Source organism: Telluria sp. AIW5 (assembly GCF_056680575.1).
In genome coordinates this window covers 4,815,687-4,841,961 of the sequence record NZ_CM155289.1, presented here as the reverse complement: position 1 = coordinate 4,841,961, position 26,275 = coordinate 4,815,687, and the positions used below count along the sequence as shown (strand labels likewise).

General features: G+C 65.6%; 21 protein-coding genes and 1 tRNA gene. 18 read left to right on the top strand and 4 right to left on the bottom strand.

All coding sequences use genetic code 11. The features are described from left to right. Window positions 1-2 precede the first annotated feature (2 nt). Window positions 3-1,376 (bottom strand): exodeoxyribonuclease VII large subunit, encoded by a 1,374-nt coding sequence (xseA, locus tag AC1MEM_RS21410; protein WP_499473980.1) that lies wholly within the window; start codon window positions 1,374-1,376, stop codon window positions 3-5. A 1,242-nt stretch (window positions 1,377-2,618) separates the two neighbouring features. Here xseA and AC1MEM_RS21405 point away from each other — a divergent pair. The 7 genes from AC1MEM_RS21405 (at window position 2,619) to AC1MEM_RS21375 (ending at window position 8,877) form a co-directional block, all read left to right on the top strand. Next, the gene (locus AC1MEM_RS21405; protein ID WP_499473978.1) at window positions 2,619-3,224 is read left to right on the top strand and encodes a MotA/TolQ/ExbB proton channel family protein; all 606 of its coding nucleotides are present in this window, start codon (window positions 2,619-2,621) and stop codon (window positions 3,222-3,224) included. Beyond that, window positions 3,224-3,664 (top strand): ExbD/TolR family protein, encoded by a 441-nt coding sequence (locus AC1MEM_RS21400; RefSeq protein WP_499477726.1) that lies wholly within the window; start codon window positions 3,224-3,226, stop codon window positions 3,662-3,664. Before AC1MEM_RS21405 ends, AC1MEM_RS21400 begins: the two co-directional genes overlap by 1 nt. Before the next feature lie 56 nt (window positions 3,665-3,720). After that, window positions 3,721-4,767, top strand: coding sequence for a tetraacyldisaccharide 4'-kinase (lpxK, locus tag AC1MEM_RS21395; RefSeq protein ID WP_499473976.1), 1,047 nt, complete (start codon window positions 3,721-3,723; stop codon window positions 4,765-4,767). Beyond that, complete coding sequence (locus AC1MEM_RS21390; protein WP_499473974.1) at window positions 4,748-4,918, top strand: Trm112 family protein; 171 nt, start codon at window positions 4,748-4,750, stop codon at window positions 4,916-4,918. The genes lpxK and AC1MEM_RS21390 overlap by 20 nt, the downstream gene beginning before the upstream one ends. Before the next feature lie 8 nt (window positions 4,919-4,926). Next, a complete protein-coding gene (gene kdsB / locus AC1MEM_RS21385) occupies window positions 4,927-5,679 on the top strand; it encodes a 3-deoxy-manno-octulosonate cytidylyltransferase (protein WP_499473972.1) in 753 nt (250 codons plus the stop codon). Between the two features lie 196 nt (window positions 5,680-5,875). After that, window positions 5,876-6,532: an adenylate kinase gene (adk, locus tag AC1MEM_RS21380; protein ID WP_499473970.1), complete on the top strand. Its 657-nt coding sequence runs from the start codon at window positions 5,876-5,878 to the stop codon at window positions 6,530-6,532. A gap of 179 nt (window positions 6,533-6,711) precedes the next feature. After that, entirely contained in the window at window positions 6,712-8,877 is a 2,166-nt protein-coding gene (locus AC1MEM_RS21375; RefSeq protein WP_499473968.1) for a sodium-translocating pyrophosphatase, read from the top strand. A 256-nt stretch (window positions 8,878-9,133) separates the two neighbouring features. Here AC1MEM_RS21375 and AC1MEM_RS21370 read toward each other — a convergent pair whose 3' ends face one another. Beyond that, on the bottom strand, window positions 9,134-9,661 hold the full coding sequence (locus AC1MEM_RS21370) for a DsbA family protein (protein ID WP_499473966.1): 528 nt from the start codon (window positions 9,659-9,661) through the stop codon (window positions 9,134-9,136). A gap of 84 nt (window positions 9,662-9,745) precedes the next feature. Here AC1MEM_RS21370 and AC1MEM_RS21365 point away from each other — a divergent pair, with 84 nt between their 5' ends. Then, window positions 9,746-9,940 (top strand): DUF1059 domain-containing protein, encoded by a 195-nt coding sequence (locus AC1MEM_RS21365; protein WP_499473964.1) that lies wholly within the window; start codon window positions 9,746-9,748, stop codon window positions 9,938-9,940. A gap of 48 nt (window positions 9,941-9,988) precedes the next feature. Here the strand turns inward: AC1MEM_RS21365 and AC1MEM_RS21360 are convergent, their stop codons facing one another. Next, a complete protein-coding gene (locus AC1MEM_RS21360; RefSeq protein ID WP_499473962.1) occupies window positions 9,989-11,287 on the bottom strand; it encodes an acetyl-CoA hydrolase/transferase family protein in 1,299 nt (432 codons plus the stop codon). A gap of 180 nt (window positions 11,288-11,467) precedes the next feature. On the opposite strand from AC1MEM_RS21360, the gene AC1MEM_RS21355 reads away from it, so the two are divergent. From AC1MEM_RS21355 to AC1MEM_RS21335, 5 genes are all read left to right on the top strand, one after another. After that, complete coding sequence (locus AC1MEM_RS21355) at window positions 11,468-12,106, top strand: hypothetical protein (protein WP_499473961.1); 639 nt, start codon at window positions 11,468-11,470, stop codon at window positions 12,104-12,106. Window positions 12,107-12,245: 139 nt separating this feature from the next. Then, entirely contained in the window at window positions 12,246-13,004 is a 759-nt protein-coding gene (locus AC1MEM_RS21350; RefSeq protein WP_499473959.1) for a 3-hydroxyacyl-CoA dehydrogenase, read from the top strand. A gap of 94 nt (window positions 13,005-13,098) precedes the next feature. Then, entirely contained in the window at window positions 13,099-14,916 is a 1,818-nt protein-coding gene (ggt, locus tag AC1MEM_RS21345; RefSeq protein WP_499473957.1) for a gamma-glutamyltransferase, read from the top strand. Between the two features lie 195 nt (window positions 14,917-15,111). Beyond that, window positions 15,112-19,338 carry a hybrid sensor histidine kinase/response regulator gene (locus AC1MEM_RS21340; RefSeq protein ID WP_499473956.1) on the top strand — a complete coding sequence of 1,409 codons (4,227 nt, stop codon included), beginning with the start codon at window positions 15,112-15,114 and terminating at the stop codon, window positions 19,336-19,338. A 66-nt stretch (window positions 19,339-19,404) separates the two neighbouring features. After that, window positions 19,405-20,082 (top strand): response regulator, encoded by a 678-nt coding sequence (locus tag AC1MEM_RS21335; RefSeq protein ID WP_499473954.1) that lies wholly within the window; start codon window positions 19,405-19,407, stop codon window positions 20,080-20,082. A gap of 7 nt (window positions 20,083-20,089) precedes the next feature. Here the strand turns inward: AC1MEM_RS21335 and AC1MEM_RS21330 are convergent, their stop codons facing one another. Beyond that, window positions 20,090-20,725 carry a DedA family protein gene (locus AC1MEM_RS21330; RefSeq protein ID WP_499473952.1) on the bottom strand — a complete coding sequence of 212 codons (636 nt, stop codon included), beginning with the start codon at window positions 20,723-20,725 and terminating at the stop codon, window positions 20,090-20,092. A 405-nt stretch (window positions 20,726-21,130) separates the two neighbouring features. Here AC1MEM_RS21330 and AC1MEM_RS21325 point away from each other — a divergent pair, with 405 nt between their 5' ends. From AC1MEM_RS21325 to AC1MEM_RS21305, 5 genes are all read left to right on the top strand, one after another. Next, window positions 21,131-21,661, top strand: a complete 531-nt coding sequence (locus AC1MEM_RS21325; protein WP_499473950.1) for a GNAT family N-acetyltransferase — start codon at window positions 21,131-21,133, stop codon at window positions 21,659-21,661. Window positions 21,662-21,950: 289 nt separating this feature from the next. Further along, window positions 21,951-22,025, top strand: a tRNA-Arg gene (locus AC1MEM_RS21320). A 469-nt stretch (window positions 22,026-22,494) separates the two neighbouring features. Then, window positions 22,495-24,408, top strand: a complete 1,914-nt coding sequence (locus tag AC1MEM_RS21315; RefSeq protein ID WP_499473948.1) for an ATP-binding cassette domain-containing protein — start codon at window positions 22,495-22,497, stop codon at window positions 24,406-24,408. Between the two features lie 417 nt (window positions 24,409-24,825). After that, the gene (locus AC1MEM_RS21310) at window positions 24,826-26,055 is read left to right on the top strand and encodes a glycosyltransferase (protein WP_499473946.1); all 1,230 of its coding nucleotides are present in this window, start codon (window positions 24,826-24,828) and stop codon (window positions 26,053-26,055) included. Continuing rightward, window positions 26,039-26,263 carry a hypothetical protein gene (locus AC1MEM_RS21305; protein ID WP_499473944.1) on the top strand — a complete coding sequence of 75 codons (225 nt, stop codon included), beginning with the start codon at window positions 26,039-26,041 and terminating at the stop codon, window positions 26,261-26,263. The genes AC1MEM_RS21310 and AC1MEM_RS21305 overlap by 17 nt, the downstream gene beginning before the upstream one ends. Window positions 26,264-26,275: the final 12 nt, after the last annotated feature.

Sequence of the window (26,275 nt, the reverse complement as noted above, 5' to 3'; positions counted from 1 at the left end):
CCTCATTCCAGGCGTGCCTGCACGCTCGATACCTTCATTTCCGCGCTACCCTCGGCCAGGCGCACCGTCAGCACTTGACGCGCCTTGATCTGTCCGGGCGCACGCAGCGCCTGACCCTCGGCATTGCTGACGATCGCATAGCCGCGCTCGAGCGTGCGTTGCGGGTTCAGCAGTTCCAGTTGCGCCGACAAGGCCTCGAGCGCGTCGCGCCGCTGTTTGACCGCGCCGCACAGGCTTGCGTTCAGGTGGCGGCCTTCGGAGATGATCTGGGCGCGCAGCGAGCGCAGGTCGGGCCGGTGGCGGGCCCAGCGCTGCTGGAGTTGCGCCAGCAGCACGCCGCCGCGGTTCAGGGGCGCGCGCACCACGTGGGTCAGGCTGGAGGCCATGGCGCGCAGTTTGAGGCGCTGGTGCGCGATCTGGGCCGTCGGGCTGAGCAGGCGGCGGCTGAAGTTATCGAGCCCCTGGTTCGCTTCCGACAACTGGCGCCGCATCGCGCGGCGCAGGTCGGTGGCGTCCGCCGCCAGCGAGCCCATCCAGTCGTCGCGTGGCGTGGCCGCCAGTTCGGCCGCCGCCGTCGGGGTGGCGGCGCGCATGTCGGCGGCGAAGTCGGCGATGGTGACGTCGGTCTCGTGGCCGACGCCGGCAATGACCGGCATGCTGCAGGCGGCGATCGCGCGCGCCACGACTTCCTCGTTGAAACTCCACAAGTCTTCGATCGAGCCGCCGCCGCGGCAGACCAGCAGCACGTCGACCTCGGCGCGCCGCGACGCGGTCATGATGGCGCCGGCGATTCGTTCCGCCGCGCCCTGGCCCTGCACCGGCGCCGGATACAGCACGATGTTCACGTGCGGCGCGCGGCGTTTCAAGGCGGTGAGGATGTCGCGCAGGGCCGCGGCCTGGGGACTGGTGACGATGCCGATGCTGCGCGTAAAGAGGGGCAGGGCGCGCTTGCGGTCCTGGTCGAACAGGCCCTGGCTTGTCAGCTTTTCCTTCAGGCGCAGGAAGGCCTCGTACAGCTGGCCGACGCCGGCGCGCCGGATCGCTTCGACATTGATCTGGTAGTCGCCGCGCGCGCCATACAGGGTGACCAGCGCGCGCACCTCGACCTTGTCGCCTTCGCGCGGCACGAAGCCGGCGTACTGGGCGCGGCCGCGGAACATCACCGCGCGCACCTGGGCCGCATCGTCTTTCAAGGTGAAATACCAGTGGCCGGAACTGGCGCGCGTGAAATTCGAGATTTCGCCGCCAATCCATGTCAAGGGAAACGAGCGCTCGAGCAGGCGCGCCACCTGTGCATTCAGGGCGGTGACGGTGAGGACGGGCGGAGCGGCGAAGGGCGCGTCGGAGTCGGAATCAAAATTCGGGTTGTTCAGCATGGCATCGTTGCGGACGGTGGAGCGGAAAGCTTATGGCATAAGCCGCGCCGCCCGACAAGGGCTTTTTGTCCCGAATCGCAGCCAGTGCGGTGCGCCTTATTTGCTGGCAGTGCAGGTTGATTTGTTTAAAATCAAAGGCTTAGGAGGCGGTAGATGCACTTGGGCACAATGTTATCCACAAAAAGTGTGGGGAACTCATCCAGAAGACTTGTGCACTGCTGTAAAAGCGGGCAGGCATCCGTTTCCTGTGTCGAATCAAAGGCTTAGTCATTAGACGCTGCGTTTGCGCACATTGTTTTCCACAGTTTGTGTGCATAGCGGGTGACGGCGGCCTGCGCGCGGAGCAATCGAGCGCCCTGAATACCCCGGCAACCCTGCCTGCCACTGACTACGGGGCTGGACTTACCCACTGCAAGGATTTTGTGCAACGTAAATTTTCCCTTTTAAATCAATGTACTTGCGCCACATCAACGCTCTTCCTCACAATTTTGTCCACAGAAACTGTGCAGAACGGCGGGACGTGCACGCCGGTACAGGAGGGCGGCAATAACATCGCCGCGCCTGCCATAAAAACAAGCACGCATCTTAATCCGTATCGAATCAAGCACTTAAGCCAACACAAGCGCGCTTGCGCACATTCTTTTCCACAGAATGTGTGCACAGCGAGGACAGCGCACAAAGCCCGGGCAGCGGAAGTCTGCTATGCAACGCAACGCGCGCAGCGACAATGTGGATAATGTCCGGTGCTCAATTTCGCGACAGTAAAATCTTTCCTTTTGAAATCAAGTACTTGAGTATGCTCCGATGCTATTGCACACAATTTTGTCCACAAAAAATGTGGGAAACCGGCGCAATACGCTGCGCAGCCAGCGCCGTGTTTTCTTGCCGCAATTTTCAGCGCTGCCTTAATGTTGATTAAAATCAATGACTTAACTCGTACATATGTCCATTGCACACAATTTTATCCACAGAAAATGTTTACAAGTCGCGCCCGGCGGCCGCGGCGCGTTCGATGAATTCGGGCAGCAAAAACCCACAGTTTCCCTAGGTGCTACATAATTGCGCATAGGAAAAATTCCTTTAAGAATCAAGGCGCTTTGATCCAGAACAAGCCCTTGCACACAATTTTATCCACAGAACTTGTGCAGAACTTCACTTGCCGCATTGCTGCCAACTTGCTACATTGCCGGGATTCGAGTCTCATCCTTATCTTCATCCTTTCTTTCATCTTCAGGAGTTCCCTTGTTCGCCATTCTTCAAGCCGCAGGCTGGCCCATCTGGCCATTGCTGATTGCCTCCATCGTCGCCCTGGCCTTGATCATCGAACGCCTGATTTACCTGCGCCGTGAAAAAATCTTGCCGAAGCAATTGCTCGCTGAAGTCATCCAGGTTCACCGCAACAAGAAGGCGACCCCCGAGATCATCAACACGCTCGAGCAGAATTCGCCGCTGGGCACCGTGCTGGCCGCCGCGCTGCGCAATGTCGATGCCCCGCGCGACGTGATGAAGGAATCGATCGAAGAGGCCGGCCGCGGCGTGGCCCACGTGCTGGAACGCTTCCTCACGACCCTCGGCACGATCGCCTCGCTGGCCCCGCTGATGGGCCTGTTCGGCACGGTGGTTGGCATGATCGAGATTTTCGGTTCGCAAAACGCCAGCGGTGCCAACCCGGCCCAGCTTGCCCACGGTATTTCGGTGGCGCTGTATAACACCGGCTTCGGCCTCGCCATCGCGATGCCGGCCCTGGTCGCCTACCGCCACTTCCGCGCCCTGGTCGACAGCTTCATCATCGACATGGAACTGCAGGCCGTCAAATTTGTCGACGTCGTCCATGGGGCACGCAAATGATGGATTTCCGCCGCGGCCGCAAGCGCGAGGATCCGGAGATCAACCTGATCCCCTTCATCGACGTTCTGCTGGTCGTGCTCATCTTCCTGATGGTGTCGACCACCTACAGTAAATTTACCGAGCTCCAGATCACGCTGCCGACCGCCGATGCCGACAAGGTCGCCGAGAAGCCCTTCGAGATCAATGTCACGGTCGATGCCAAGGGCAATTACACGGTGAACAACACGCCGGTGTCCTTTCACGGCGTCGCCGGCCTCGCCGACGATTTAAGGGTGGCCGCAAGGCAGGGCCCGAACGGCCAGCCGGTGAAGGATCCCGTCATCATCGTCAATGCCGACCAGTTCGCGATGCACCAGATGGTGATCAACGTACTGGAAGCGGCGCGCCTGGCCGGCTATGACAAGCTGACCTTCGCCGCCCAGACCGGCGGCAAGAAGTAAAGCGGAGCCGGCACCGGACGGGCGCATTGCCCGCCGGTGCTGGTTTCCCGTATCTCATGTCCAAAAACAATTCCCTCGAATCGAGCCTCGAATCCACCATCATGCGCGCCTGGCTGCGCCGCGGCCTGCTCGCCTGCGCGCTGTGGCCGGTCTCGCAGCTGTTTCGCGCGCTGGCCAGCCTGCGTGCCGGCCTGTACCGCGCGGGCATCCTGAAAGCCGGGCGCCTGCCGGTGCCGGTCGTCGTGGTCGGCAATATTTTTATTGGCGGCACCGGCAAGACGCCGCTGACGATCTGGCTGGCGCAGGCCCTGCGTGATGCGGGCTTTCGTCCGGGCGTGATTTCGCGCGGGCACGGGGCCGAGGGCGATGCGCCGCGCGCGGTCACCTGCGAATCCAGCACGCTCGAGGTGGGCGACGAGCCGCTGCTGATCGCGCGCCGCGCCGGCGTTCCCGTGTTCGTCGGCAGGAAGCGCGTCGAGGCGGGCAGGGCGCTGCTGGCCGCGCATCCGGAGGTCGATGTCGTGCTTACCGACGATGGCCTGCAGCATTACGCGCTCGCACGCGACGTCGAAGTGCTGCTGTTCGACGGCCGCGGCGTCGGCAATGGCTGGCTGCTGCCGGCCGGCCCGCTGCGCGAAGCGCCGTCGCGCAAACGCGATGTCACGGTCGTCAACGCGCCTGTCATTACGCCGCAGCTGGCGTCCAGCGTGGGCGCTACGCCGTTCCAGATGCAGCTGGTCGGCGAGGTCGCCGAGCAACTGGCGGACCCTCGCCAAAAGCGGCCCCTGGCCGCGTTTGCCGGACAGCGCGTGCTGGCCGCCGCCGGCATCGGCAATCCGGGCCGCTTCTTTACCCTGCTGCGCGGCGCCGGCCTCGCGTTTGCCGAGCTGCCCTTGCCCGACCACTATGATTTTCGCGCGGACCCGTTTGCCGGCGTCGATGCCGATGTCATCCTGATCACCGAGAAGGATGCAGTAAAATGTGGGCAACTTGAAAACCTGAAGGACGATCCACGCTTGTGGGTGGTCCCGGTCACGGCGCGCATCGATGCGGCCCTGGCCGAACATATTGTGGAGAAATGTCGTGGACGCTCGCCTGCTTGATATCCTGGTCTGCCCGTTGTGCAAGGGACCGCTCGAATACGATAAGAAGGCCCAGGAACTGACCTGCCGTCCTGATCGCCTGGCCTATCCGGTGCGCGACGGCATCCCGATCATGTGGGCCGACCAGGCGCGCAAGATCGAGCCGCTCTGAGCGTCGGCATGGGTTTCACCGTCATCATCCCGGCACGGCTCGCTTCGACCCGCCTGCCGAACAAGCCGCTCGCCGATTTAGGGGGCAAACCGATGGTCGTGCGCGTCGCCGAGCGCGCCCGCGAATCGGGCGCCGCGCGCATCATCGTCGCCACCGACCACCCCGACATCCTGGCCGCCTGCGCGGCGCACGGGGTCGATGCGCGCATGACGCGCAGCGACCATCCGTCGGGCACCGACCGCATCGCCGAAGTGGCGCGCGAGATCGGGCTCGGCATGGATGAGGTCGTGGTCAACCTGCAGGGCGACGAGCCGCTGATCGACCCCGCGCTGCTGGCCGCCTGCGCCAGCCGCATCAGTGCGGAGGTGCCGATGGCCACTTGCGCCCATCCGCTGCATACCGTCGCTGACGTCTTCAATCCGAACGTCGTCAAAGTCGTGCTCGACAAGGCGGGCAGGGCGCTGTATTTCTCGCGCGCCACGATTCCCTGGCACCGCGATGCCTTTGCCGCCAGCCGCGAAGCGCTACCAGGCGGCTACGCGCCACTGCGCCACATCGGCCTGTATGCCTACAGCAACGCCTTCCTGCAAGCCTATCCGGGGCTGGAACCGGCCCCGCTCGAGCACATCGAGGCGCTCGAACAATTGCGCGTGCTGTGGCACGGCTACCCGATCGCGGTCCACGTCACCGACAGCGCGCCCGAGGCCGGTGTCGATACGCCGGAGGATCTGGCACGGGTGCAATTGCACTACGCGTCTTGAGCTACGCGTCTTGAGCTACTTGGCAATTGATTTTTATCCTATCTGCGTAACATCAATATTCTGTTGTTGCCGGCGCCAGGATTGGCGCTGAGGCTTGGTTTTGTGGTAAGTTTCGTACCAAGGTAGTCAGATATGCATCAATTGACATGTATTGCCAACACAATAACGATTTTCAACATTTGCTTTAGGAATTTTCATGCGTCTCATTCTGTTAGGAGCGCCTGGCGCCGGCAAAGGCACCCAGGCTAACTTCATCAAGGAAAAATACAATATCCCGCAAATCTCCACCGGCGACATGCTGCGCGCGGCGATCAAGGCCGGCACCGAGCTGGGCCTGGCGGCGAAAAAAGTAATGGACGCAGGCGGACTGGTGTCGGACGACATCATGATCGGGCTGGTCAAGGACCGCCTGCAAGAGGCCGATTGCGCCAACGGCTACCTGTTCGACGGCTTCCCGCGCACCATCGCCCAGGCCGACGCCATGAAGGACAACGGCATCAATGTCGATTACGTGCTGGAAATCGACGTGCCTGACGAACTGATCGTCGAGCGCATGAGCGGGCGCCGCTCCCACCCGGCATCGGGCCGCGTGTATCACACCAAATTCAACCCGCCAAAAGCGGCCGACATCGACGACGTCACCGGCGAAGCGCTGGTCCAGCGCGACGACGACAAGGAAGAAACCGTCAAGAAGCGCCTCGCGGTCTACCATAACCAGACCGAAGTGCTGCTCGGCTATTACAACAAATGGGCCCAGTCGGGCCTGCCTGGCGCGCCGAAGTATCGCAAGATCACGGGCGTGGGACCAGTCGAACAGGTACGGGACGCAGCCTTCGCGGCGCTGTCCGAGTAAGACACCAGGCGGACAGCGATGTCCGCTTTTTTTTTGGACCGGGATGACACCGTAGCCATCCGTCGCACTATAAGTTTGCATCAAAGATTTGCAGTACGCAGTGAGTCAGACTGCTTCGCCGAAGAGGTGAGCATCTTTCGTTGTGTTGTTGTGACTTGATCGAAAACTAAGGGGACGATATGGCTGCAAACTATCTCGCGTTTGCCGTGGCATGCGGCGTCATCGCGGTACTCTACGGGCTCTGGGCCCGCGCCTGGATTCTCAAGCAAGACCCCGGCAATGCGCGCATGCAGGAAATCGCGCAGGCCATCCAGGAGGGCGCCTCGGCCTATCTCGGGCGCCAGTACCGCACCATCGGCATCGTCGGGCTGGTCTTGCTGGTCGCCATCTACGCATTGCTCGGGCCACGTACCGCGCTCGGCTTCTTCGCCGGCGCCGTACTCTCGGGCGCCTGCGGCTTCATCGGCATGAACGTCTCGGTACGCGCCAACGTACGCACCGCCCAGGCCGCCGTAACGGGCATGAACCAGGCGCTGAACGTGGCCTTCAAGGGCGGCGCGATCACCGGCATGCTGGTGGTCGGACTGGGCCTGCTGGGCGTGACCCTGTTCTACTGGTATCTCACGAGCACTGGCGGTAGCGGCCAGACGCGCCACGCCGTCATCGAGCCGCTGATCGGGCTGGCCTTCGGCGCCTCGCTCATTTCCATCTTCGCGCGCCTCGGCGGCGGCATCTTCACCAAGGGCGCCGACGTCGGCGCCGACCTCGTCGGCAAGGTCGAGGCCGGCATTCCGGAAGACGATCCGCGCAACCCGGCCGTGATTGCCGACAACGTCGGCGACAACGTCGGCGACTGCGCCGGCATGGCGGCCGACCTGTTCGAAACCTATGTCGTCACGCTGATCGCGACCATGCTGCTCGGGGCATTGCTGGTGGGCGGCGAGAACGGCGCGGCGATCATCTATCCGCTGCTGCTGGGCGCGGTGTCCATCATCGGCTCGATCGTCGGCTGCTCGATGGTGCGCTACCGGCCCGGACGCAAGATCATGTCGGCGCTCTACACCGGCCTGTGGTGGGCCGCGGGGCTGTCGCTGATCGGCTTCATCGTCGTCACCTGGCTGGTGTGGGAAGATTCAGCGATGCGTGGCAGTATGCTGGGCTGCGCCGTCGTCGGCATCGTGCTGACCGGCCTGATGGTCTACATCACCGAGTACTACACCGGCACCGACTTCAAGCCGGTGCGCCACATCGCCGAAGCCTCGACCACCGGCCACGGCACCAACATCATCGCCGGCCTGGGCGTGTCGATGAAGTCGACCGCCTATCCGGTGCTGGTGGTGTGCATCGCCATCCTCGTCTCCTACCAGTTGGGCCAGCTGTACGGGATTGCGATCGCGGCCACCTCGATGCTCTCGATGGCCGGCATCATCGTCGCCCTCGACGCCTACGGCCCGATCACCGACAACGCCGGCGGCATCGCCGAGATGAGCGGCATGCCGGAATCGGTACGCGCCATCACCGACCCGCTGGACGCCGTCGGCAACACGACCAAGGCCGTCACCAAGGGCTATGCGATCGGCTCCGCGGGCCTGGCCGCGCTGGTGCTGTTCGCCGATTACAGCCATGCGCTGGACACGGCCGGGATGTCGATGGCTTTCGAATTGTCGAACCCGATGGTGATCGTCGGCCTCTTCATCGGCGGCCTGATTCCCTACCTGTTCGGAGCGATGGCGATGGAAGCGGTGGGGCGCGCGGCGGGCGCGGTCGTGGTGGAAGTGCGGCGCCAGTTCCGCGATATCCCCGGCATCATGGCCGGCACAGGCAAACCCGAGTACCACAAGGCGGTCGACATGCTGACCGCCTCGGCGATCCGCGAGATGGTGATTCCGTCGCTGCTGCCGGTGGTGGTGCCGATCGCGGTCGGCATGCTGCTGGGGCCTGCGGCGCTGGGCGGGCTGCTGATGGGCACCATCATCACCGGCCTGTTCGTCGCCATTTCGATGACGACCGGCGGCGGCGCCTGGGATAATGCCAAGAAATACATCGAGGACGGCCATTTCGGCGGCAAAGGTTCGGATTCGCACAAGGCGGCCGTCACGGGCGACACCGTCGGCGACCCCTACAAGGACACGGCCGGGCCGGCGGTCAACCCGCTCATCAAGATCATCAACATCGTCGCACTGCTGATGGTGCCGCTGCTGCCGGCTGCGGGCTGGGTGGCCGTGTCGGAGCCGAATGTCGCGCAGTTGAAGTGGTCTGCCAAGCCGGCCGGGCAGGGCGGCGTCCAGCCGGCGAGTGCGGTGCAGGCAACGACCGTGGCGCAGGAACCGCGCGAGCAGCATTGAAAGCAGCGTCCGCAGTCGATGACGTCGCGTACCGTAGCGTGGGCACTTGCGCCCGCGCGGTACACCGTGTGATCTGTGGCGGCTGTACCGGCAACGCACGAATCGGCGAATTCTCGTTCGCCTTTCGCGCAATCCATATTCAACCGTCGTAACGCGTGGGCACAAGTGCCCACCCTACGTTACGCCGCGGTTAGCGGTAAAAAATAACTGCCGCTCATCGCGTTTTGACCAGACCCGCTTGCCCGACGCGACCGTCTCACGCCTCGCCCAGCGCTTTCCCGATCGCCGCCGCCAGCGAAGCCTGGTCCGAATCGCCGTGATAACGCTCGCCGTTGATAAAAAAGGTCGGCGTGCCGCGCGCGCCGAGCGCGCCGGCCTGCCCGGCGTCGGCCGCGACGCGGGCGCTGTGCTTGCCCTCGTCGAGTTCGTGCGCGAAACGCTGCGTGTCCAGGCCGAGGCTGGCGGCGACGGCGGGCAGGGCGTCCTCATCCAGCATGTCCTGGTTGTCGAACAGGGCGTCGTGCATCTCCCAGAACTTGCCCTGCGCGCCGGCGGCCTCGGCCGCTTCCGCCGCAGGCATGGCGAAGGGGTGCAGGTCGGCGAGGGGCAGGTGGCGGTAGACCAGCGCCACGCGTCCCTCATGCTGCGCCATCAGCCCGGTCAGCGCCGCGTGGGCGCGGGCGCAGTAGGGGCACTGGAAGTCGCCGTATTCGACCAGCATCACCCGGGCGTCGCGTGCACCCCGCAGGTGGTCATGTTCTTCGATCCTGATGCTTTCGCTCATCTTTCCTCCAATAGTCGGGCTTGCTTGAACTGGCGCCGCCAACCGATACACTGAGAGATTGGGACACCTGCTGAGGAGGTCATCATGGCACGCAAATTCATCGATTGCCGCGAGTTTCCGAGCGAAAAGAACTGTTCGGTCACCATCGCCGCCGACAGCGAGAAGGAGTTGATGGAAGTCGCCGTCCAGCACGCCGTCAGCGTTCATGGACACCAGGACACGCCGGCCTTCCGCGAACAGCTGCGCGCGACCATGCACGACGGCCGGCCGCCCGAGTAGAACGGGCGGCGGCGCGGTGTGCAGGTTGGGTGAGGCGCGCGCCCGCGCTCAGAACACGCACATCCGGTTTGCCTCCTCGCGCAGCCAGCCCCGAAAATCCGGATGCGCGATCGCGATCAGCGCCTGCGCCCGCTCCTTGGCGGACTTGCCGCGCAGCTGGGCCACGCCGTATTCGGTGACGACATAGTTGACGTCGTTCTTGCTGGTGGTCGCATGGGTGCCGGGCGTGAGCGTCGGCACGATGCGCGAAATCGTGCCGTCTTTCGCCGTCGAGGGCAGCACGATGAAGGACTTGCCGCCGCGCGAACGGTTGGCGGCGCGCACGAAGTCGACCTGGCCGCCGGTGCCCGAATAGGGCAGGTGGGCGATGCTTTCGCTGCCGCACTGGCCGAGCAGGTCGACCTGCAGGCTGGCGTTGATCGACACCAGATTGTCGTTTTGCCCGGCGATGTACGGATCGTTGGTGAAGTTCGATGGATGCATTTCCAGCATCGGGTTGTGGTGCATGAAATCGTAGAGGCGGCGCGAGCCGAGGGCGAAGGTGGCGACCATCTTGCCGGGCAGCAGGGTCTTCTTGCGGTTGGTCACCGCGCCGCATTCGACCAGTTTCAAAATGCCGTCGCCGATCATCTCGGTGTGCACGCCGAGGTCGCGTTTGTGGGTCAGCTGCATCACGACCGCGTCCGGAATGCCGCCGTAGCCGATCTGCAAAGTCGATCCGTCGTCGATCATGTCGGCCACGTATTTGCCGATCGCTTCCTGCACCGGGCCGATGCCGGGCAACCCGACTTCGAGGATCGGATCGCTGCTTTCCACCAGGCTCGTTACCTGCGAAATGTGGACGTGGCAGTGGCCGTGCGCGAAAGGCACGTTCGGATTGACCTCCAGCACCACGACGCGTGCCTTTGCTACGGCCGCCATCGTGTAGTCGGTGCCCAGGCTCAGCGCGAAATATCCCTGGGCGTTCATGCTGGAGGCCATCGCGAAGACGACGTCGGCCGGCATGTACTCGCGCTCGATCAAGGTCGGGATTTCGGAAAAATAGTTCGGGATGAAATCGCACCAGCCGCCCTGGCCGCTGGCGCGCGAGGCGCCCCCGAAGAACAGGGCGGCGTGGCGCACGTGCTGCGCCGTGTCCTGGTCAAAATAGCCGTATTTGCGCATCGCCAGGATTTGCGCGACGCGCACGCCGTGCCAGCGCGTGCGTTGTTCCGACAGTGCCGTCAACAGCGTGGGCGGTTCGCCGACGCCGGTCGGCACGATGATCATGTCGTCGTCGCGCAGGTGCGCCAGCGCGTCCGTCGCACTGCCGCGTTTGGCTGCATAAAGGTCTTGTACGGTCTGCATCAGGGTCTCCGTTTTTTCGATTGTCGCCACGCCCCGCCGGGCGGATCGCTGCCCAGCGTACCGCGCGAAACTGACGCGGACATGACATGGCCGCGTCCCGTGGCGCATGGCGTCGACACACGCGCGCCATGCCGGTCCATGGCGGCAGATAATTGCTCCATTGGCCGCATGGAGGCGAACATGAAGCACGCGAAACATTCGAAGCCGCTACGCATCGTCCGGATCGCGCTGGTCCTGCTGGCCGTGCTGGCGGCGAGCACGGTGGCAGGGCAGGGGGCGGTGCAGGGGGCGCAGCCGCCCGGGCAGCCCAGGGCAGGCGCAGCCCCGGCCGCACAAGTGACACCGGTCCCGGCCGGCCCGACCTACGGCCCGGTCCTGCATCCGCAGCCACTCAAATCCGAGCCGGGCGCCCAGCCCGGGCAAACCCCGCAGGCCCAGGAAGAAAAATCCGGCGCAGCACCGGCGAACCGCGCGCTCGAGGCCGATCCATCCGCCCGTCCGGCCCCGCAGCAGAAGGATTCCGCGAAAACCGACATCCGCAAGGAGCAGAAGAAGGGCAGGCACCGCAGCGCGCGCCGTTCCAACCCGCAGCGCGTGGACCTCGTGCCACCGGCGTCATCGGACCCCGCCTGGCTGGCGCCGCCGCCCCCGGTCCAGCCGGTGTCGATCGTGCCCGGCCCGGCCCAGATCAACAGCTGCATCGGCGGCACCTGTACCGACACCAGCGGCGCGACCTACAACACCGGTGTCGGCAACGCCGCCGTCAATGGCCAGGGTCGCTTGTGTACCCGCAGTGGCAACACGATGCAGTGTTTTTAGGCCGCGCCGCCCGAGACCCGGGGCGATCCCGGCCTTTTGCGACCAACATGGTTTTCGCCCCAAAAGTTCGCTACAATCCTGCTGGTTGACGTTAACGTAAACGTCAAAAAAAGAACGCCAAAAGGAAAAAGGGACAGCCATGCAAATTCAGAACAATGTGTTCATCATCACCGGCGGCGCGTCGGGCCTGGGAGCAGCAACTGCGCGCATGATCACGGAAGCGGGCGGGAAGGTCGTCATCGCCGACGTGCAGGCGGAAGCGGGCGCGGCGCTGGCGCTTGAGCTCGGCGGCCAGTTCGTCAAATGCGACGTCACCTCGGAAGCGGACGGCCAGGCGGTCGTGGCTGCGGCCGTGGCGCTGGGCACGCTGCGCGGCCTCGTCAACTGCGCCGGCGTGGCGCCGGCCGTGAAGACCGTCGGCAAGGACGGTCCGCATCCGCTGGACGTGTTCCAGCGCGCGGTGAACATCAACCTGGTCGGCACCTTCAACATGTCGCGCCTGGCGGCCGAAGCGATGGGCAATACCGAAGGTGCGGAATACGGCGAGCGCGGCATCATCATCAATACCGCCTCGGTCGCGGCTTTCGACGGCCAGATCGGCCAGGCCGCCTACGGCTCCTCGAAAGCGGCCGTGGCCGGCATGACGCTGCCGATGGCGCGCGACCTGGCGCGCAGCGGCATCCGCGTGATGACCATCGCCCCGGGCATTTTCGAAACCCCGATGCTGATGGGCATGCCGCAGGAAGTGCGCGAGTCGCTGGGCAAGATGGTTCCGTTCCCGCCGCGCCTCGGCATGCCGAAGGAATACGCGCACCTGGCAAAAGCGATCATCGAAAACGTCATGCTCAATGGCGAGACGATCCGTCTCGACGGCGCCATTCGCATGCAGCCGAAATAAGCCGTGGAATGAACTGTCTGACAATTTGATGTAGGATGCCAACGGTATCGGGCGTGCGACCCCTCGCACGCCCGTTTTGCTTTCAGGGATTCCGATGATCAAATTCAAGATGCTTGCCGTCGCGGCGGCACTCGCCGCGCTCTCCGCGCCCTTCAGCACCGCACTGGCCCAGAAGGTCGAGCAAAAGCTCGAGCAACAAGTCGCGCAAGAGACCACCCAGCGCGCTCCCGAAATCGCGACCGGCTATGCCGAAAAGGCCGGCTGGGCCGCACGCAATTACATGGTCGCTGCGGCCAACCCGCTCGCCGTCGAAGCCGGCTACGAAATGCTCAAAAAGGGCGGCACCGCCATCGATGCCGCGATCGCCACGCAAATGGTGCTGACCCTGGTCGAGCCGCAAAGTTCGGGCATCGGCGGCGGCGCCTTCCTGATGTATTACGACGGCAAGAAAGTGCAAGCCTTCGACGGCCGCGAGACGGCGCCGATGGCGGCCGACGAACACCTGTTCCAGCATCCCGACGGCACGCCGCTGTCGCGCACGGCGGGCATCGTCGGCGGCCGCTCTACCGGCGCGCCGGGCGTGCTGCGCATGCTGGAACTGGCCCACAAGCAGCACGGCAAGCTTCCCTGGAAAACCCTGTTCGCACCCGCGATCCGCCTGTCCGAACGGGGCTTTGCCGTCAGCCCTCGCCTGAACGGCCTGCTGACCTGGGACGCCCACATCCGCAAGGACCCGGCCGCGGCCGCCTATTTCTATGACCCGTCCGGCCAGCCCTGGCCCGTCGGTCATATCCTGAGAAACCCGGCGCTGGCGAAAACCCTGCACGAGATCGCGCAGGGCGGCGCCGACGTCTTCTACAAGGGCCATATCGCACGCGACATCGCGGCCAAGGTCCACGCGCATCCGACCAATCCGGGACTGCTCACCGCAAAAGACATCGCCGACTACCGTCCCCGCGTGCGCGAGCCGGTCTGCAGCGATTACCGTTTCTATACGGTATGCGGCATGCCGCCGCCATCCTCGGGCGGCATTGCCGTGGCGCAGATGCTCGGCATGTTCGAAACGCGCGACATGGCAAAACTCGCGCCAAAAGACGGCGTGCCGGGAGCGGACGCCGTGCACGTATTCTCCGAAGTCGGGCGCCTCGCCTATGCCGACCGCGACCGCTATGCCGCCGACACCGATTTCGTCCCGCTGCCGGGGCGCGGCTTGCCGGCCCTGATCGACAAGACCTATCTCGCGCAGCGCGCCAGCCTGATCGGCGAGCGCTCGATGGGGGAAGCGCCGCACGGGAATCCGCCCGGCCTGAACGTGGCCTGGGGCAAGGACAACGCCATCGAGGAACACTCGACCTCGCACCTGGTGGTGGTCGACAGCCAGGGCGCTGGGCTGTCCATGACGACGACGGTCGAGGACGCCTTCGGTTCGCGCCAGATGGTCGACGGCTTCATCCTGAACAACCAGCTGACCGATTTCTCCTTCGATTCGCGCGACGCCAGCGGCCCGATCGCGAACCGGGTCGAGCCGGGCAAGCGTCCGCGCAGCGCCATGTCGCCGACCGTCGTGTTCGACAAGCAGACCCGGAAACTGGTGCTGGCGGTCGGTTCGCCCGGCGGTCCGGCGATCATCAATTACGTGGCGAAAGTACTGGTCGGCACCCTCGACTGGGGCTTGAACGTGCAGCAAGCTATCAACCTGCCGAACTTCGGCAGCCGCAACGGCCCGACCGAACTGGAAGCGGGGCGTTTCCCGCAAGCGACGATCGACGCCCTGACGGCGCGCGGCCATGCGGTGCGCCAGACTGAACAGAACTCCGGCCTGCACGGCATCATGCGTTTGCAGATCCATGGCGAGCCATGGTGGTTCGGTGGTGCGGATCCGCGACGCGAAGGTGTGGCAAAAGGCGATTAATAGTGGCTTTTGGGCAAGAATTGCCCTCAGGCTCAAGTTTGTTTGCTAACCTTGCGAAGTGGACCGCCAACCAGAACCCTACCTCTTCGCCGCCGGCGCCGGGAAGCAGCTTTCCCGGCCACCGCGCATTCCCTTCCTTACCTGCATGCGCCCCCACGGAGCGGGCAGGGCATCACGCGTTTCCGTCGTTACCGCATGAGGGCGCTGCTGTGCGCATTGCTGCTGGCGCTGGCCGGCTGCCCCGGCGCGCCGGCTTTCGCCGGGCCGGCGCCGACGCTGCGCTTCGAACACCTGAGCGTCGAGGATGGCCTGGCCCAGGAGACGGTGCTGGCCATGGCCCAGGACCGCGACGGCTTCATGTGGTTCGGCACCCAGAGCGGGCTGTCGCGTTTCGACGGCTACCGCTTCGTCAATTTCCGTAACGCCGCCGGCGACCCGACGACGCTGCCCAGCACCTGGATCCGCGTGCTCCACGTGGACGGCAAAGGGCGCCTGTGGATCGGCAGCGACGGCGGCCTGGCGCTGTACGACCCGAAGGCCCAGACCTTCCGCCAATACCTGCCGGACGACGAGTCGGGCCGGCGCGGCAACGGCAACCGCCATGTGCGCGCGATCGTCGACGACGGCAAGGAGGGCCTCTGGCTCGGTACCGCCGACGGCCTGCAGCACGTGGACATCGCCAGCGGGCGCTTCACGACCTGGCACAGTGTTCCCGGCGACCCGCGCAGCCTGGCCGACGACGACATCAACGCGCTCGCCCTCGACAAGCGCGGCCGCCTGTGGATCGGCACCGGCTCGGGCGTCGACAGCCTGGACCCGGCGATGCAGCGTTTCGAGCACCACCCGCTCGGCACGGGCGGGCCCGAAACCGTGCACGCGCTGCTGCTCGACGGTGCCGACAACCTGTGGATTGGCCTGCTGAACGGGCTCGAGCGCATGACGCTGGGCGCCGGCAAGCCGACGCTGCGCCATTACGGCCCGGAAGACGGCATCGGGCGCGTCTGGATCGCCGCCCTGTACGACGACGGCAAGGGCCAGGTCTGGGTCGGCGGCCACGACGACGGCATGTACCGCTGGGACGCGGCGCGGGACCGTTTCGAGGCGCACCGGCGGGTCGTCACCGACAAGCACAGCCCGGCGGACGACCACATCGCCTCCCTGTTCCGCGACCGCGTCGGCACCTTCTGGGTCGGCACCTGGTATGGCGGCGTCTCGCGCGTCGACCTCAGCAGCGGCGGCTTCGCGCGCGTGGTGCGCGAGCACGACGGTTTTGGCATTCCCGCCGACAACCGGGTGCGCGCCATCGACAACGACGGCAGTGGCCGCCTGTGGCTGGCCAGCGCCGACACCCTGCAGCTGTTCGACCCGGCCAAAACCGGCCCCGAGGCCTACCGCATCTGGCGTCACCAACCGGGCAACCCGAACAGCCCGATCGACCCCTCGATCAATGCCCTCGTGCGCGACCGCGACGGCATCCTGTGGATCGGCGGGCGCGCCGGCATCACCCGTTTCGACGCCGCCAGCAACCGCTTCACGCGCCGGGTGCTGGTGCCGGGCGACGCCGAGGCCAACAACGTGCGCGCGCTGACGCTCGGCCGCGACGGCGCGATCTGGATCGCCACCCGGGGCGGCCTGCACCGGATGGAGCCGCGCAGCGGGGCGCTCGAATCCTGGCGCCACGACCCGGGCCGCCAGGCCAGCCTGGCCGACGACATCGTGCGCCCGGTGCTGGAAGACCGGCGCGGCCGGACCTGGATCGGTACCTTCAACGGCCTCGACCTGCTGGACCGCGCCAACAAGCGCTTCCGCCATTTCCGCCACGAACAATACAACCAGAGCAGCCTCAGCCACGACGAGGTCCACGCCCTGCTGGAAGACCGGGCCGGCAACGTCTGGGTCGGCACCGCCGGCGGCCTGGACAAGATGGTCACCGCCGCCGACGGCTCGGTCAGCTTCGTGCGTTACACCACGCGCGACGGCCTGGTCGACGACTCGGTGGCGGCGATCCTGGAAGACCTCGACGGCGTCATCTGGATCAGCACCACCAACGGTTTGTCGCGCTTCGACCCGGCCAAGAACAGCTGGCGCAGCTACATGGCGGCCGACGGCACCATCGACGGCGCCTATTTCGACGGCTCGGCCCTGCGCGCGCCGGACGGCACCCTGTATTTCGGCGGCTTCAACGGCATCACCGCTTTTGACCCACGCGCGCTGCGCAACAACGGCATCGCGCCGCCGGCCGTCATCACCGGCATCCAGATTTTCAACCGGCCGGTGCAGCAGGCCTATCCATGGCTCCTGAAGGGGCCGGTGGAGAACACGCGTGCGATCACGCTTTCGCACAAGCATTCGGTGTTCTCGCTCGAATTTTCGGCGCTGCATTACGCCGCGCCCAAGCGCAACCGCTTCGCCTACAAGCTCGAGGGCTTCGACCAGGGCTGGGTGTATGCCGACGCCAGCAAGCGCTTTGCCACCTATACCAACCTGGAGCCGGGCCATTACGTGTTCCAGGTGCGCGCCGCCAACAAGGACGGCGTCTGGAGCGAGACCCCGGCCACGCTGGCCATCACGGTCGAGCCGCCGGTATGGGGCACCTGGTGGTTCCGCAGCGCCGCCGCGCTGCTGCTGCTCGGCGCCTGCTACGCCGGTTATTTCCTGCGCGTGCGCGGCTTGAGCCGCCAGAAGGAACGTCTCGAGGGGCAAGTCAACGCGCGCACCAGGGAAATTGCCCTGCAAAACAGCCGCCTCGAACGCCAGACCGAGGAATTGCGCGAGCGCGAGCGCGAGGTGAGCCGCAACACGGCTGAACTGGCCGAGGCCAACCGTGCGCTGTACGAAAACGAGCAGCGCCTGCAGCTGGCCAAGCAGCGCGCCGAGGATGCGGCGCGCCAGAAATCGGAATTCCTGGCCAACATGAGCCACGAGATGCGCACCCCGCTGGCCGGCGTGATCGGCATGCTCAATTTCGCGCTGCGCGACAGCGGCGTACGCGACAGCACGCGCGAGCAGATCCAGCGCGGCCAGGCGAACGCCGAGTCGCTGCTGGCGATCATCAACGACCTGCTCGATTTTTCGAAAATCGAAGCGGGCAAGCTGACCATCGAAAACATCGACTTCGCGCTCGACGCGGCGATCCACAACGTGGTCGGCCTGTTCGCCGAGCAGGCGGCCGCGCACAGCGTGGACTTTGCGATCGGGATGGCCGAGGACCTGCCGCGCTTCGTGGTGGGCGACCCGACGCGCCTGCGCCAGGTGCTGATCAACCTGGTCGGCAATGCCTTCAAGTTCACGCCGAGCGGGCAGGTGAACTTGCGGGTCGAGCGCCGCGGCGAAGACCAGCTGCCGGGAACCGAGCACATGATCCGTTTTTCGGTGCAGGACACTGGCATCGGTATCGCGCCCCAGGCGCTGCCGCGCCTGTTCCAGAAATTCGAGCAGGCCGACACGACCACGACGCGCCGCTACGGCGGCACCGGCCTCGGCCTGGCGATCTGCCGCCAACTGGTGGAATTGATGGGCGGCACGATCGGCGTGACGAGCACCCAGGGCAGGGGCAGCACCTTCAGTTTCGTGCTGCCGCTGCGCGATGGCGTCGAGCCGCCGACGGTCGAGCAGGCGCCGCGCATGCCGCACACCCACCGCCTGCGCGTGCTGTGCGCCGAGGACTTTGCCACGAACCAGATTATCGCCCGCATGATGGTCGAGGAAATGGGCCACCAGATCGAAGTCGTCGAGAACGGCGCGCTGGCGGTGGCGGCCTGCGCGCGTACCCGCTTCGATATCATCCTGATGGATGGACGCATGCCGGAGATCGACGGCGCCACCGCCACCCGCCTGATCCGCGCCGGCGGCACGCTCGACGCGCCCGTGTTCGACCAGCACGTGATGATCGTCGCGCTCACGGCGAATGCCAGCGACGAGGACCGCGACCGCTATCTCGCCTGCGGCATGGACAGCTTCCTGGCCAAGCCGATCGACGAAGCCGCGCTGCATGATCAATTGAGCCGGGCCATAGAGCGCCAGCTGCAGCGCGGAATCGAGCTGCCGCCGATGCCGCAGGCCGGGCCGAGCGTGGCCGAACTGGACGCGATGTTCGGGATCGACGGCGCCGGCGGGCTCGCGCCGGCGCCGCCGGTCGACCGGGCCGCGCTGCTGCACGCGCGCATGCGCGCCGCGTTTGCCGCCGACCTGCCGCGCCGCCGCGCCGAACTGCGCACGGCACTCGAGACCGGCGACGTCGAAGGCTGCGCGCGCGTGCTGCACGGCCTGCGCGGCAGTGCGGCCCATCTCGGGGTGGACGAGCTGGTCGCCATCTGCGCGGGGCTCGAAGTGGCCGCCGACCGCGGCCTGCACGCCGAGGTGCTGGCCGCGCTGCCGGGACTCGAGGCCATGCTGCGCACGTTTGAACAGCTTCCGGCCTGATGTGGGCGAGCGACGTATAATGTTCTTCAAAGCAACAAATTGGCGAGGGCCGCGATGAAGGTGCTGGTGGTAGACGACGACGTGGTGTCGCGCATGATGCTGATGCATCTGGTCGACAGCTGCGGCACATATGAAATCCTGGAAGCGGAAGATGGCGCCGACGCCTGGCGCCAGCTCGAAGCGGGCCTGCGCCCGGCGATCGTGTTTTGCGACCTGCGCATGCCCCACCTGTCGGGCACCGAATTGCTGGCCCGCGTGCGCGCCCGGCCCGAGCTGTCGAACCTGCCATTCGTGCTGGTGTCGGCGGCCAACGACGGTGAGACGATCGGCGAGGCCGACGCCCTGGGCGCGAACGGCTATGTCGTCAAGCCGTTCCGGATCGAAAGCCTGCGCCCGCACCTGATGGCGCTCGAACACGACGAAGCGCCGGCGGCCAGCACCCAGCGCCTCGGCATCGATGCGGCCCGCCTCGCGCTCTACCTGGGCGGGCTCGAGCGGCAGCTGGCCGAGGCCGGCGGGGTGATCGAGACGGCCCTGGCGCAGGGCGACGCAGCGTTCGCCAGCGAACGCCTGCGGCGCCTGCGCGAAGGCTGCGTGATGCTCGGTTTGCACGCGGCGGCCACGACGCTGGCGCGGGTCGAAGCGGCGCCGCAGGCGGCGCCGGTGGCGCAGGCGCTGGCGGCGGCGCAGGCGGCGGTGGCGTCGCGCGCGGCATCCTTGCGCAGCGGGCGCGACGGGGCTTAAAGCGCGTTCATCCCGGTTCGTGTTCCTTTTCCCGGCGCTCGCTCTTGGCCGGCGCACGGTAGGTGATCACACGGTACAGGTACCAGGCCAGCATCGCGCCCAGCACCACCTTCGACACCGGATCGACATACTTCGCCACTTCCTGATAGTTAGTCTCAAGCAAAAAGCCGGCCGCCGTCAGCAGGCCGGTCCAGGCCAGCGAGCCGATACCCGAATACAACAAGAACTGTCCCAGCGACATGTTGCCAAGGCCGGCGGGAATCGAGATCAGCGTGCGCACGGCGGGAATCAAGCGTCCGAACAGCACCGCCTTGCGCCCATGCTTGCGGAAGCTGGCGAGCGCGGTATCGATGTCGTCCGGGCTCACCGTCAGCCAGCGTCCATGGCGCCCAGCCATGCGCTTGAGGCGCTCGCAGCCGTAGAAGCGCGCCGCGTAATACCAGGGCAGGGCGCCCGCGACCGAGCCGGCGGTGCCGGCCAGCAGCACGCCGGCCAGGTTCAGCTTGCCGCGCGCGACGACGAAGCCGGCGAAGGGCATGATCATTTCGGAGGGGATCGGGGGGAAGATGTTCTCGAGCGCCATCAGCGCGAACAGGCCGAGATAGCCGCCATGTTGCAGGAAACCGGTGATGAACTCGAACATTCGCGCACTCCAGGCAGGCTCGGGAGTGGCGATGATAGCGCGGATGGGAAAACGCCTGCGCGCGGGGCGCGGGGCCTTGAGTAGCGGGCGCAGCCGCTCGCGCATGGAGGGTGCGCGGCGGGGCGGAGCAGGGTGGTCCTCCCGACTGGGTTCGATTGCCGTTTGGAGCTCAGCCAAGGCGTCGATACGAAAGGATTTTTGTTGTTGATGAATTCGTGGCGTACCACGGTCGCTACCGCACTTCGTCCTGCTTGAGCGTCATCGCATGACGGTTGGAACTTGTCTTGATGGCATTCTCTTCGTACACTGAGCCTTTACGAAGGTCTGCAATCGCGCCAGGAACGGACCTTCGCTTGTAGCCGACAATGGACGGCTTGTCTGGCACCAGTACATGGAATCCAGCTCATGAATAGCGAATTCATCACTTCTGTTCCATACCTCCACACGGAACGACTCATGCTTCGTGAATATCGACGGGAGGACTTTGACGCATTCGCAGCGCATTGCGCCGACCCTGTAAGCGCGGCCCACCTGGTTCCGGCTGACCGCCAGGCTGCATGGCGAATCTTCTGTTCACAAGCAGGATTATGGCTCATACATGGCGCCGGATGGTGGGCTGTCGAGGAAAAGCAGACTGGTCAACTCGTCGGGAGTGTTGGCGCGTTCTTTCGCGAGGAATCCACGGTGATGGAGCTTGGCTGGAATACCTATCGTGCCTTTTGGGGCCAGGGATTCGCGAACGAAGCGGCGGCGGCAGCCTTGAACCATGCGCTCGAGATCCGGCGCGAACCAAAAGTCCGGGCTCTCATCGCTTCAGCCAATGAATCATCGCTGCGCGTTGCCAGGCGCCTTGGCCTGACTTATGAAGCGGAAACTGAGATATACGGCAAAGCGGTCGGCACTTATACGCGTGAGCGGGGAGGCTCAGTTGTTTAGGCCTACAGGACTGCATGGGAAGCTGTTGGCCAGGCCCGCAATGGGTCGGTTGCAGGCGTTTGCGCATTCGGGGGGCTGGTCTGACATTCGGACACGAGCCCTGCCTTATTCAGCCGAGTCTTGTGGGGGGCGTGTCTCACGATCGTCCAAAGGATAGTTTCAACATCCGCATCACGTATCTTTTACAGCCCTTGCTTGCCAGGGAGTGGGTAGGCGACCATCTGTGCACCTCCTCGGGGTGCCAGCGTTTCCCAGATAGTTGCCATCCCTGTATAATTCACGGTTGTGTGTCGCCATCGTACAATGGATAGTACAAGGTCCTCCTAAGACTTAGATGTGGGTTCGATTCCCGCTGGCGATACCACTTTTTTTCCCGTCCCCGGTCAAGGCACTGCAGTGCCGGGAGCGCCGGGGCCGGTTCATGCCGGTCGCCCGCAACGCCTGCTTGCATATCCGCCTGACCGGCTTTGGCTTTGAGTGGTTTGAACACTTCGCAGCGCTCGGGCGGGACACCTCCCATGTTGTTGGCCCATCGCATTCGCCTCGACGCTCCCTCGCGCAGTGCGATGACTTCGCATGCGTGGCGGGACCGCACGCCGGGTCTGGAACCGGGCCCTGGTCGAGTGGCAACGCCGGATCGCCGAGGGCCTGCGACCCGACGCGATGGCGCCGAAAAGACAGGTCAATGGCGACGAAAGCCGCTAATTTGGAAGACTATTGGAAGGGTCGCCTCCGCAATCGGTACAATGGCGGCTTCTTTCACCTTTCCCCGCCGCGCCACATGTCTCCGAGCACGCTCGTCGAGCCCATCGCGCGTGGCCTGCTCACAGATTATGGCTGTCATTTCTCTCTCGTCCGCGCAACTCGCGTTCGGTCACGTCGCGTTGCTCGACCATGCGGACTTTTCCCTCGAAACCGGCGAGCGCGTCGGTTTGATCGGGCGTAACGGCACCGGCAAATCCTCGCTGCTCAAAACCATTGCCGGGCGCTTCAAGCTCGACGACGGCCTGCTTGTCATGCAGCAGGGTATCAAAATTGCCTATGTCGAGCAGGAGCCGACCTTCGATCCGGAGTCGACCGTGTTCGACGCCGTGGCCGCAGGCATGGGCGAACTGCAAGGCATGCTCGCGGAATACGAAGCGCTGACCGGCCAGTTCGGCCAGGGCGACGACGATGCGCTGATGGAGCGCATGCACGTTATCCAGGTCAAGCTCGACGCCACCGACGGCTGGAACCTGGGCAACAAGGTCGACACCACGCTCGACCGCCTCGGCCTGAACGCCGATGCGAAAATGGGCACCCTGTCCGGCGGTATGCAGAAACGCGTCGCCCTGGCCGTGGCGCTGGTTTCGGCGCCGGACGTGCTGCTGCTCGACGAGCCGACCAACCACCTCGACTTCAAGTCGATCATGTGGCTGGAAGGCCTGCTGCGCGAATTCCGCGGTTCCGTCCTGTTCATTACCCACGACCGCAGCTTCCTCGACAACGTCGCTACCCGCATCATCGAACTCGACCGCGGCAAACTGCTGTCCTTCCCCGGCAATTTCTCGACCTACCAGGAACGCAAGCGCGAACTGCTGGCCAACGAAGAAGTCGAAAATGCCAAGTTCGACAAATTCCTGGCCCAGGAAGAAGTGTGGATCCGCAAGGGCGTGCAGGCACGCCGTACCCGCGACGAAGGCCGCGTGCGCCGCCTCGAGGCCTTGCGCCTGCAGCGCGTGGCGCGCCGCGACACGCAGGGCCAGATCAAGCTCGACGTCGGCATGGGCGAGCGTTCCGGCAAGATCGTGGCCGAACTCGAGAACGTCTCCAAGAGCTACGGCGAGAAGGTGATCGTGTCGAACTTCAGCGGCACCATCCTGCGTGGCGACAAGGTTGGCCTGATCGGCCCGAACGGCGCCGGCAAGACCACGCTGCTCAAGATCATCCTCGGCGAGGAAACCGCGGACGGCGGCACCACGCGCCTGGGCACCAAGCTCAATGTCGCCTACTTCGACCAGATGCGCACCCAGCTCAACGAAGAGGCGAGCCTGGCCGACACCATCGCGCCGGGCAGCGACTGGGTCGAAGTCAACGGTCAGCGCAAGCACGTGATGACCTACCTGAACGACTTCCTGTTCGCTCCCGAGCGCGCCCGTTCGCCGGTCAAGTCGCTCTCCGGCGGCGAGCGCAACCGCCTGCTGCTGGCGCGCCTGTTCGCGAAACCGGCCAACTGCCTCGTGCTCGACGAACCGACCAACGACCTCGATATCGACACCCTGGAGCTGCTCGAAGAGCTGCTCGAGGAATACACGGGTACCGTCTTCCTCGTCAGCCACGACCGCACCTTCCTCGACAACGTCGTAACCCAGGTCATCGTTGCCGAAGGCGAGGGCCTGTGGCGCGAATATGTCGGCGGCTACAGCGACTGGGAACGCGTCAAGGCGACCGCGCCGCAGCCAAGTGCCGCCGCAACGAAGAGCTCGCCTGTGAAGGCCGCGGAAGCCCCGGCGCCCGACACGGCTGCGAAAAAGGTCAAGCTCAGCTACAAGGAGCAGCGCGAGCTGGACGAACTGCCGAAACTGATCGCCTCGCTCGAGGATGAGCAATCGGCCATCACCGCCCAGCTCAATGCGCCGGACTTCTACAAGACCAACCCGGCCGACGCACGCCGCATCAACGCCCGCTTCGCCGAGATCGAAGACCTGCTGCTCGACGCCCTTGAGCGCTGGGAAAAGATCGAAGCGCGCTCGCGCGGCGAGGGCTGATGTAAAGCCGCTGCCGCGCCTGCGGCGGCAGCAAGTGCGACGACACGCCACGGGCACTGTGCCTGTGGCGCTCCATCGACGGCGGACGCGCCCTGCGTCCCGCCATCAGGCTGCGCCCCGGCGCACATCCTGATTACTCCCGAGTCCCTTCCCGGCGCCTGCAAGTGCTGACTCCACCTCTCGAACGGTAGCACCGGCATCGGTGCGCTTCTTCCCTTGCGTCAAACGCGCCGGCGGAACTCATGCGCACCGGCGGCGTCGCAGGCAGGGGCAGCGCCGCCAGGGCAGGGTAGCCTGCAACGTGTGGCTACTCGTCCTTGATCGACCTCAATCGCGCGCCCCGCACGCGAGGGCGGGTACGGGCATTTTGGCAGGGCCCTGCGCTAGTATCGACTGCGACACCCCGACAAGGCTCCCATGCGCACCCGTCCATTTTCGATTGCCTTCATCGTTCGCGACCCGCTGCCGCCGCTGTGCGCGGACGTCGCGACCCTGTTCGGCGCCGAGATGCCGCGCCACGGCGTGCACACCGAGCTGGTGGGGCAGCGCGGCGGCACCGGGGGCGTGCCATGGCGCGCCGGCGGCATGCACATCGTCGGCAACCTGCGCAGCCGCTTCGCCAGCCTGCGCGCGCCCCTCTGGGACGGGCTCGGGCTGCTCCGCGCCTGGCGCCACACGCGGCCCGACTGCATGCAGGTGCGCGACAAGGTCGCCAGCGCGCTGCTCGCCCTGCTGGCCGCGCGCCTCCTGCGCATTCCGTTTATTTACTGGATGTCCTTCCCGCTCGTCGAGGGCTTCGAGGCGCGGCGCGATGCGCTTGCGCTGCATGGCCGCGGCCCGGCCTGGCTGGCCCATGCGCTGCGTGCGCGCATCGCACGCCGGCTCGTCTACCGGCTGCTGCTGCCGGCCGCCGACCACCTGTTCGTGCAGAGCGAGGCGATGCGCGACTGGCTCGCCGGCCTGGGCATCGCGCGAGCGCGCATGACGCCGGTGCCGATGGGGGGCGATGCCGGCCTGTTCGACCGCGCCACCATCGCGCCCAGCATCGACCCGCGCCTGGCGGGGCGGCGCGTCGTGCTCTACCTCGGGCGCGTGGCCCGGTCGCGCCGCTCTGACTTCCTGCTCGAGGTCGCCGATTGCCTGCGCAGGGAAGTGCCCGAGATGCTGCTGGTGATCGCCGGCGAGGCGCCTTCGCCCGACGAAATGGTGTGGATGCGCAGCGCGATTGCCGCGCGCGGCCTCGGGCACCATGTGCTGCTGACGGGCTGGCTGCCGCAGGCGGCCGCGCTCGGTTATGCGGTGCGCGCCGAAGTCGGGCTGTCGCCGATCCCGCGCGGCGCGCTGTTCGACGTCTCGTCGCCGACCAAGCTGGTCGAATACCTGGCGCTCGGCATTCCTGGCGTGGCCAACGACATCCCCGACCAGCGCCACGTCATCGAAGAGAGCGGCGCGGGGCTGTGCGTACCGATGGAGGCGGACGCCTTTGCGCAGGCCACGCTGCGCCTGCTGCGCGAACCCGCGCTTGCCGCGCAGTGCGCCGAACGCGGCCCGCCCTGGGTCCAGGCGCATCGCACCTACGACATCCTGGCGCGCGAGGTCGCGCTCGCCTATCACCGCATCCTGATGCCATGTGGACCTGGTCCCTGAAGGGATCGAGGGCCTGGTGTTGTATGCGAACGACGGCCGCTTTCGCTGGCGGGGCGTCGCCACCCCGGCCTTCACGGCGCTCGAGGAGGCGGGTTTGGGCCGCGCCTTCCTGCTGCGCGTACCGGGCGGGGAGCTAGCGGTGGGGCGGGTTCCGGCAATTCTGCCCGGGCCGAACGGCAAGTTCGAATTTGTTGCGCCCGAAGGCTGAACCGTGCGCGGA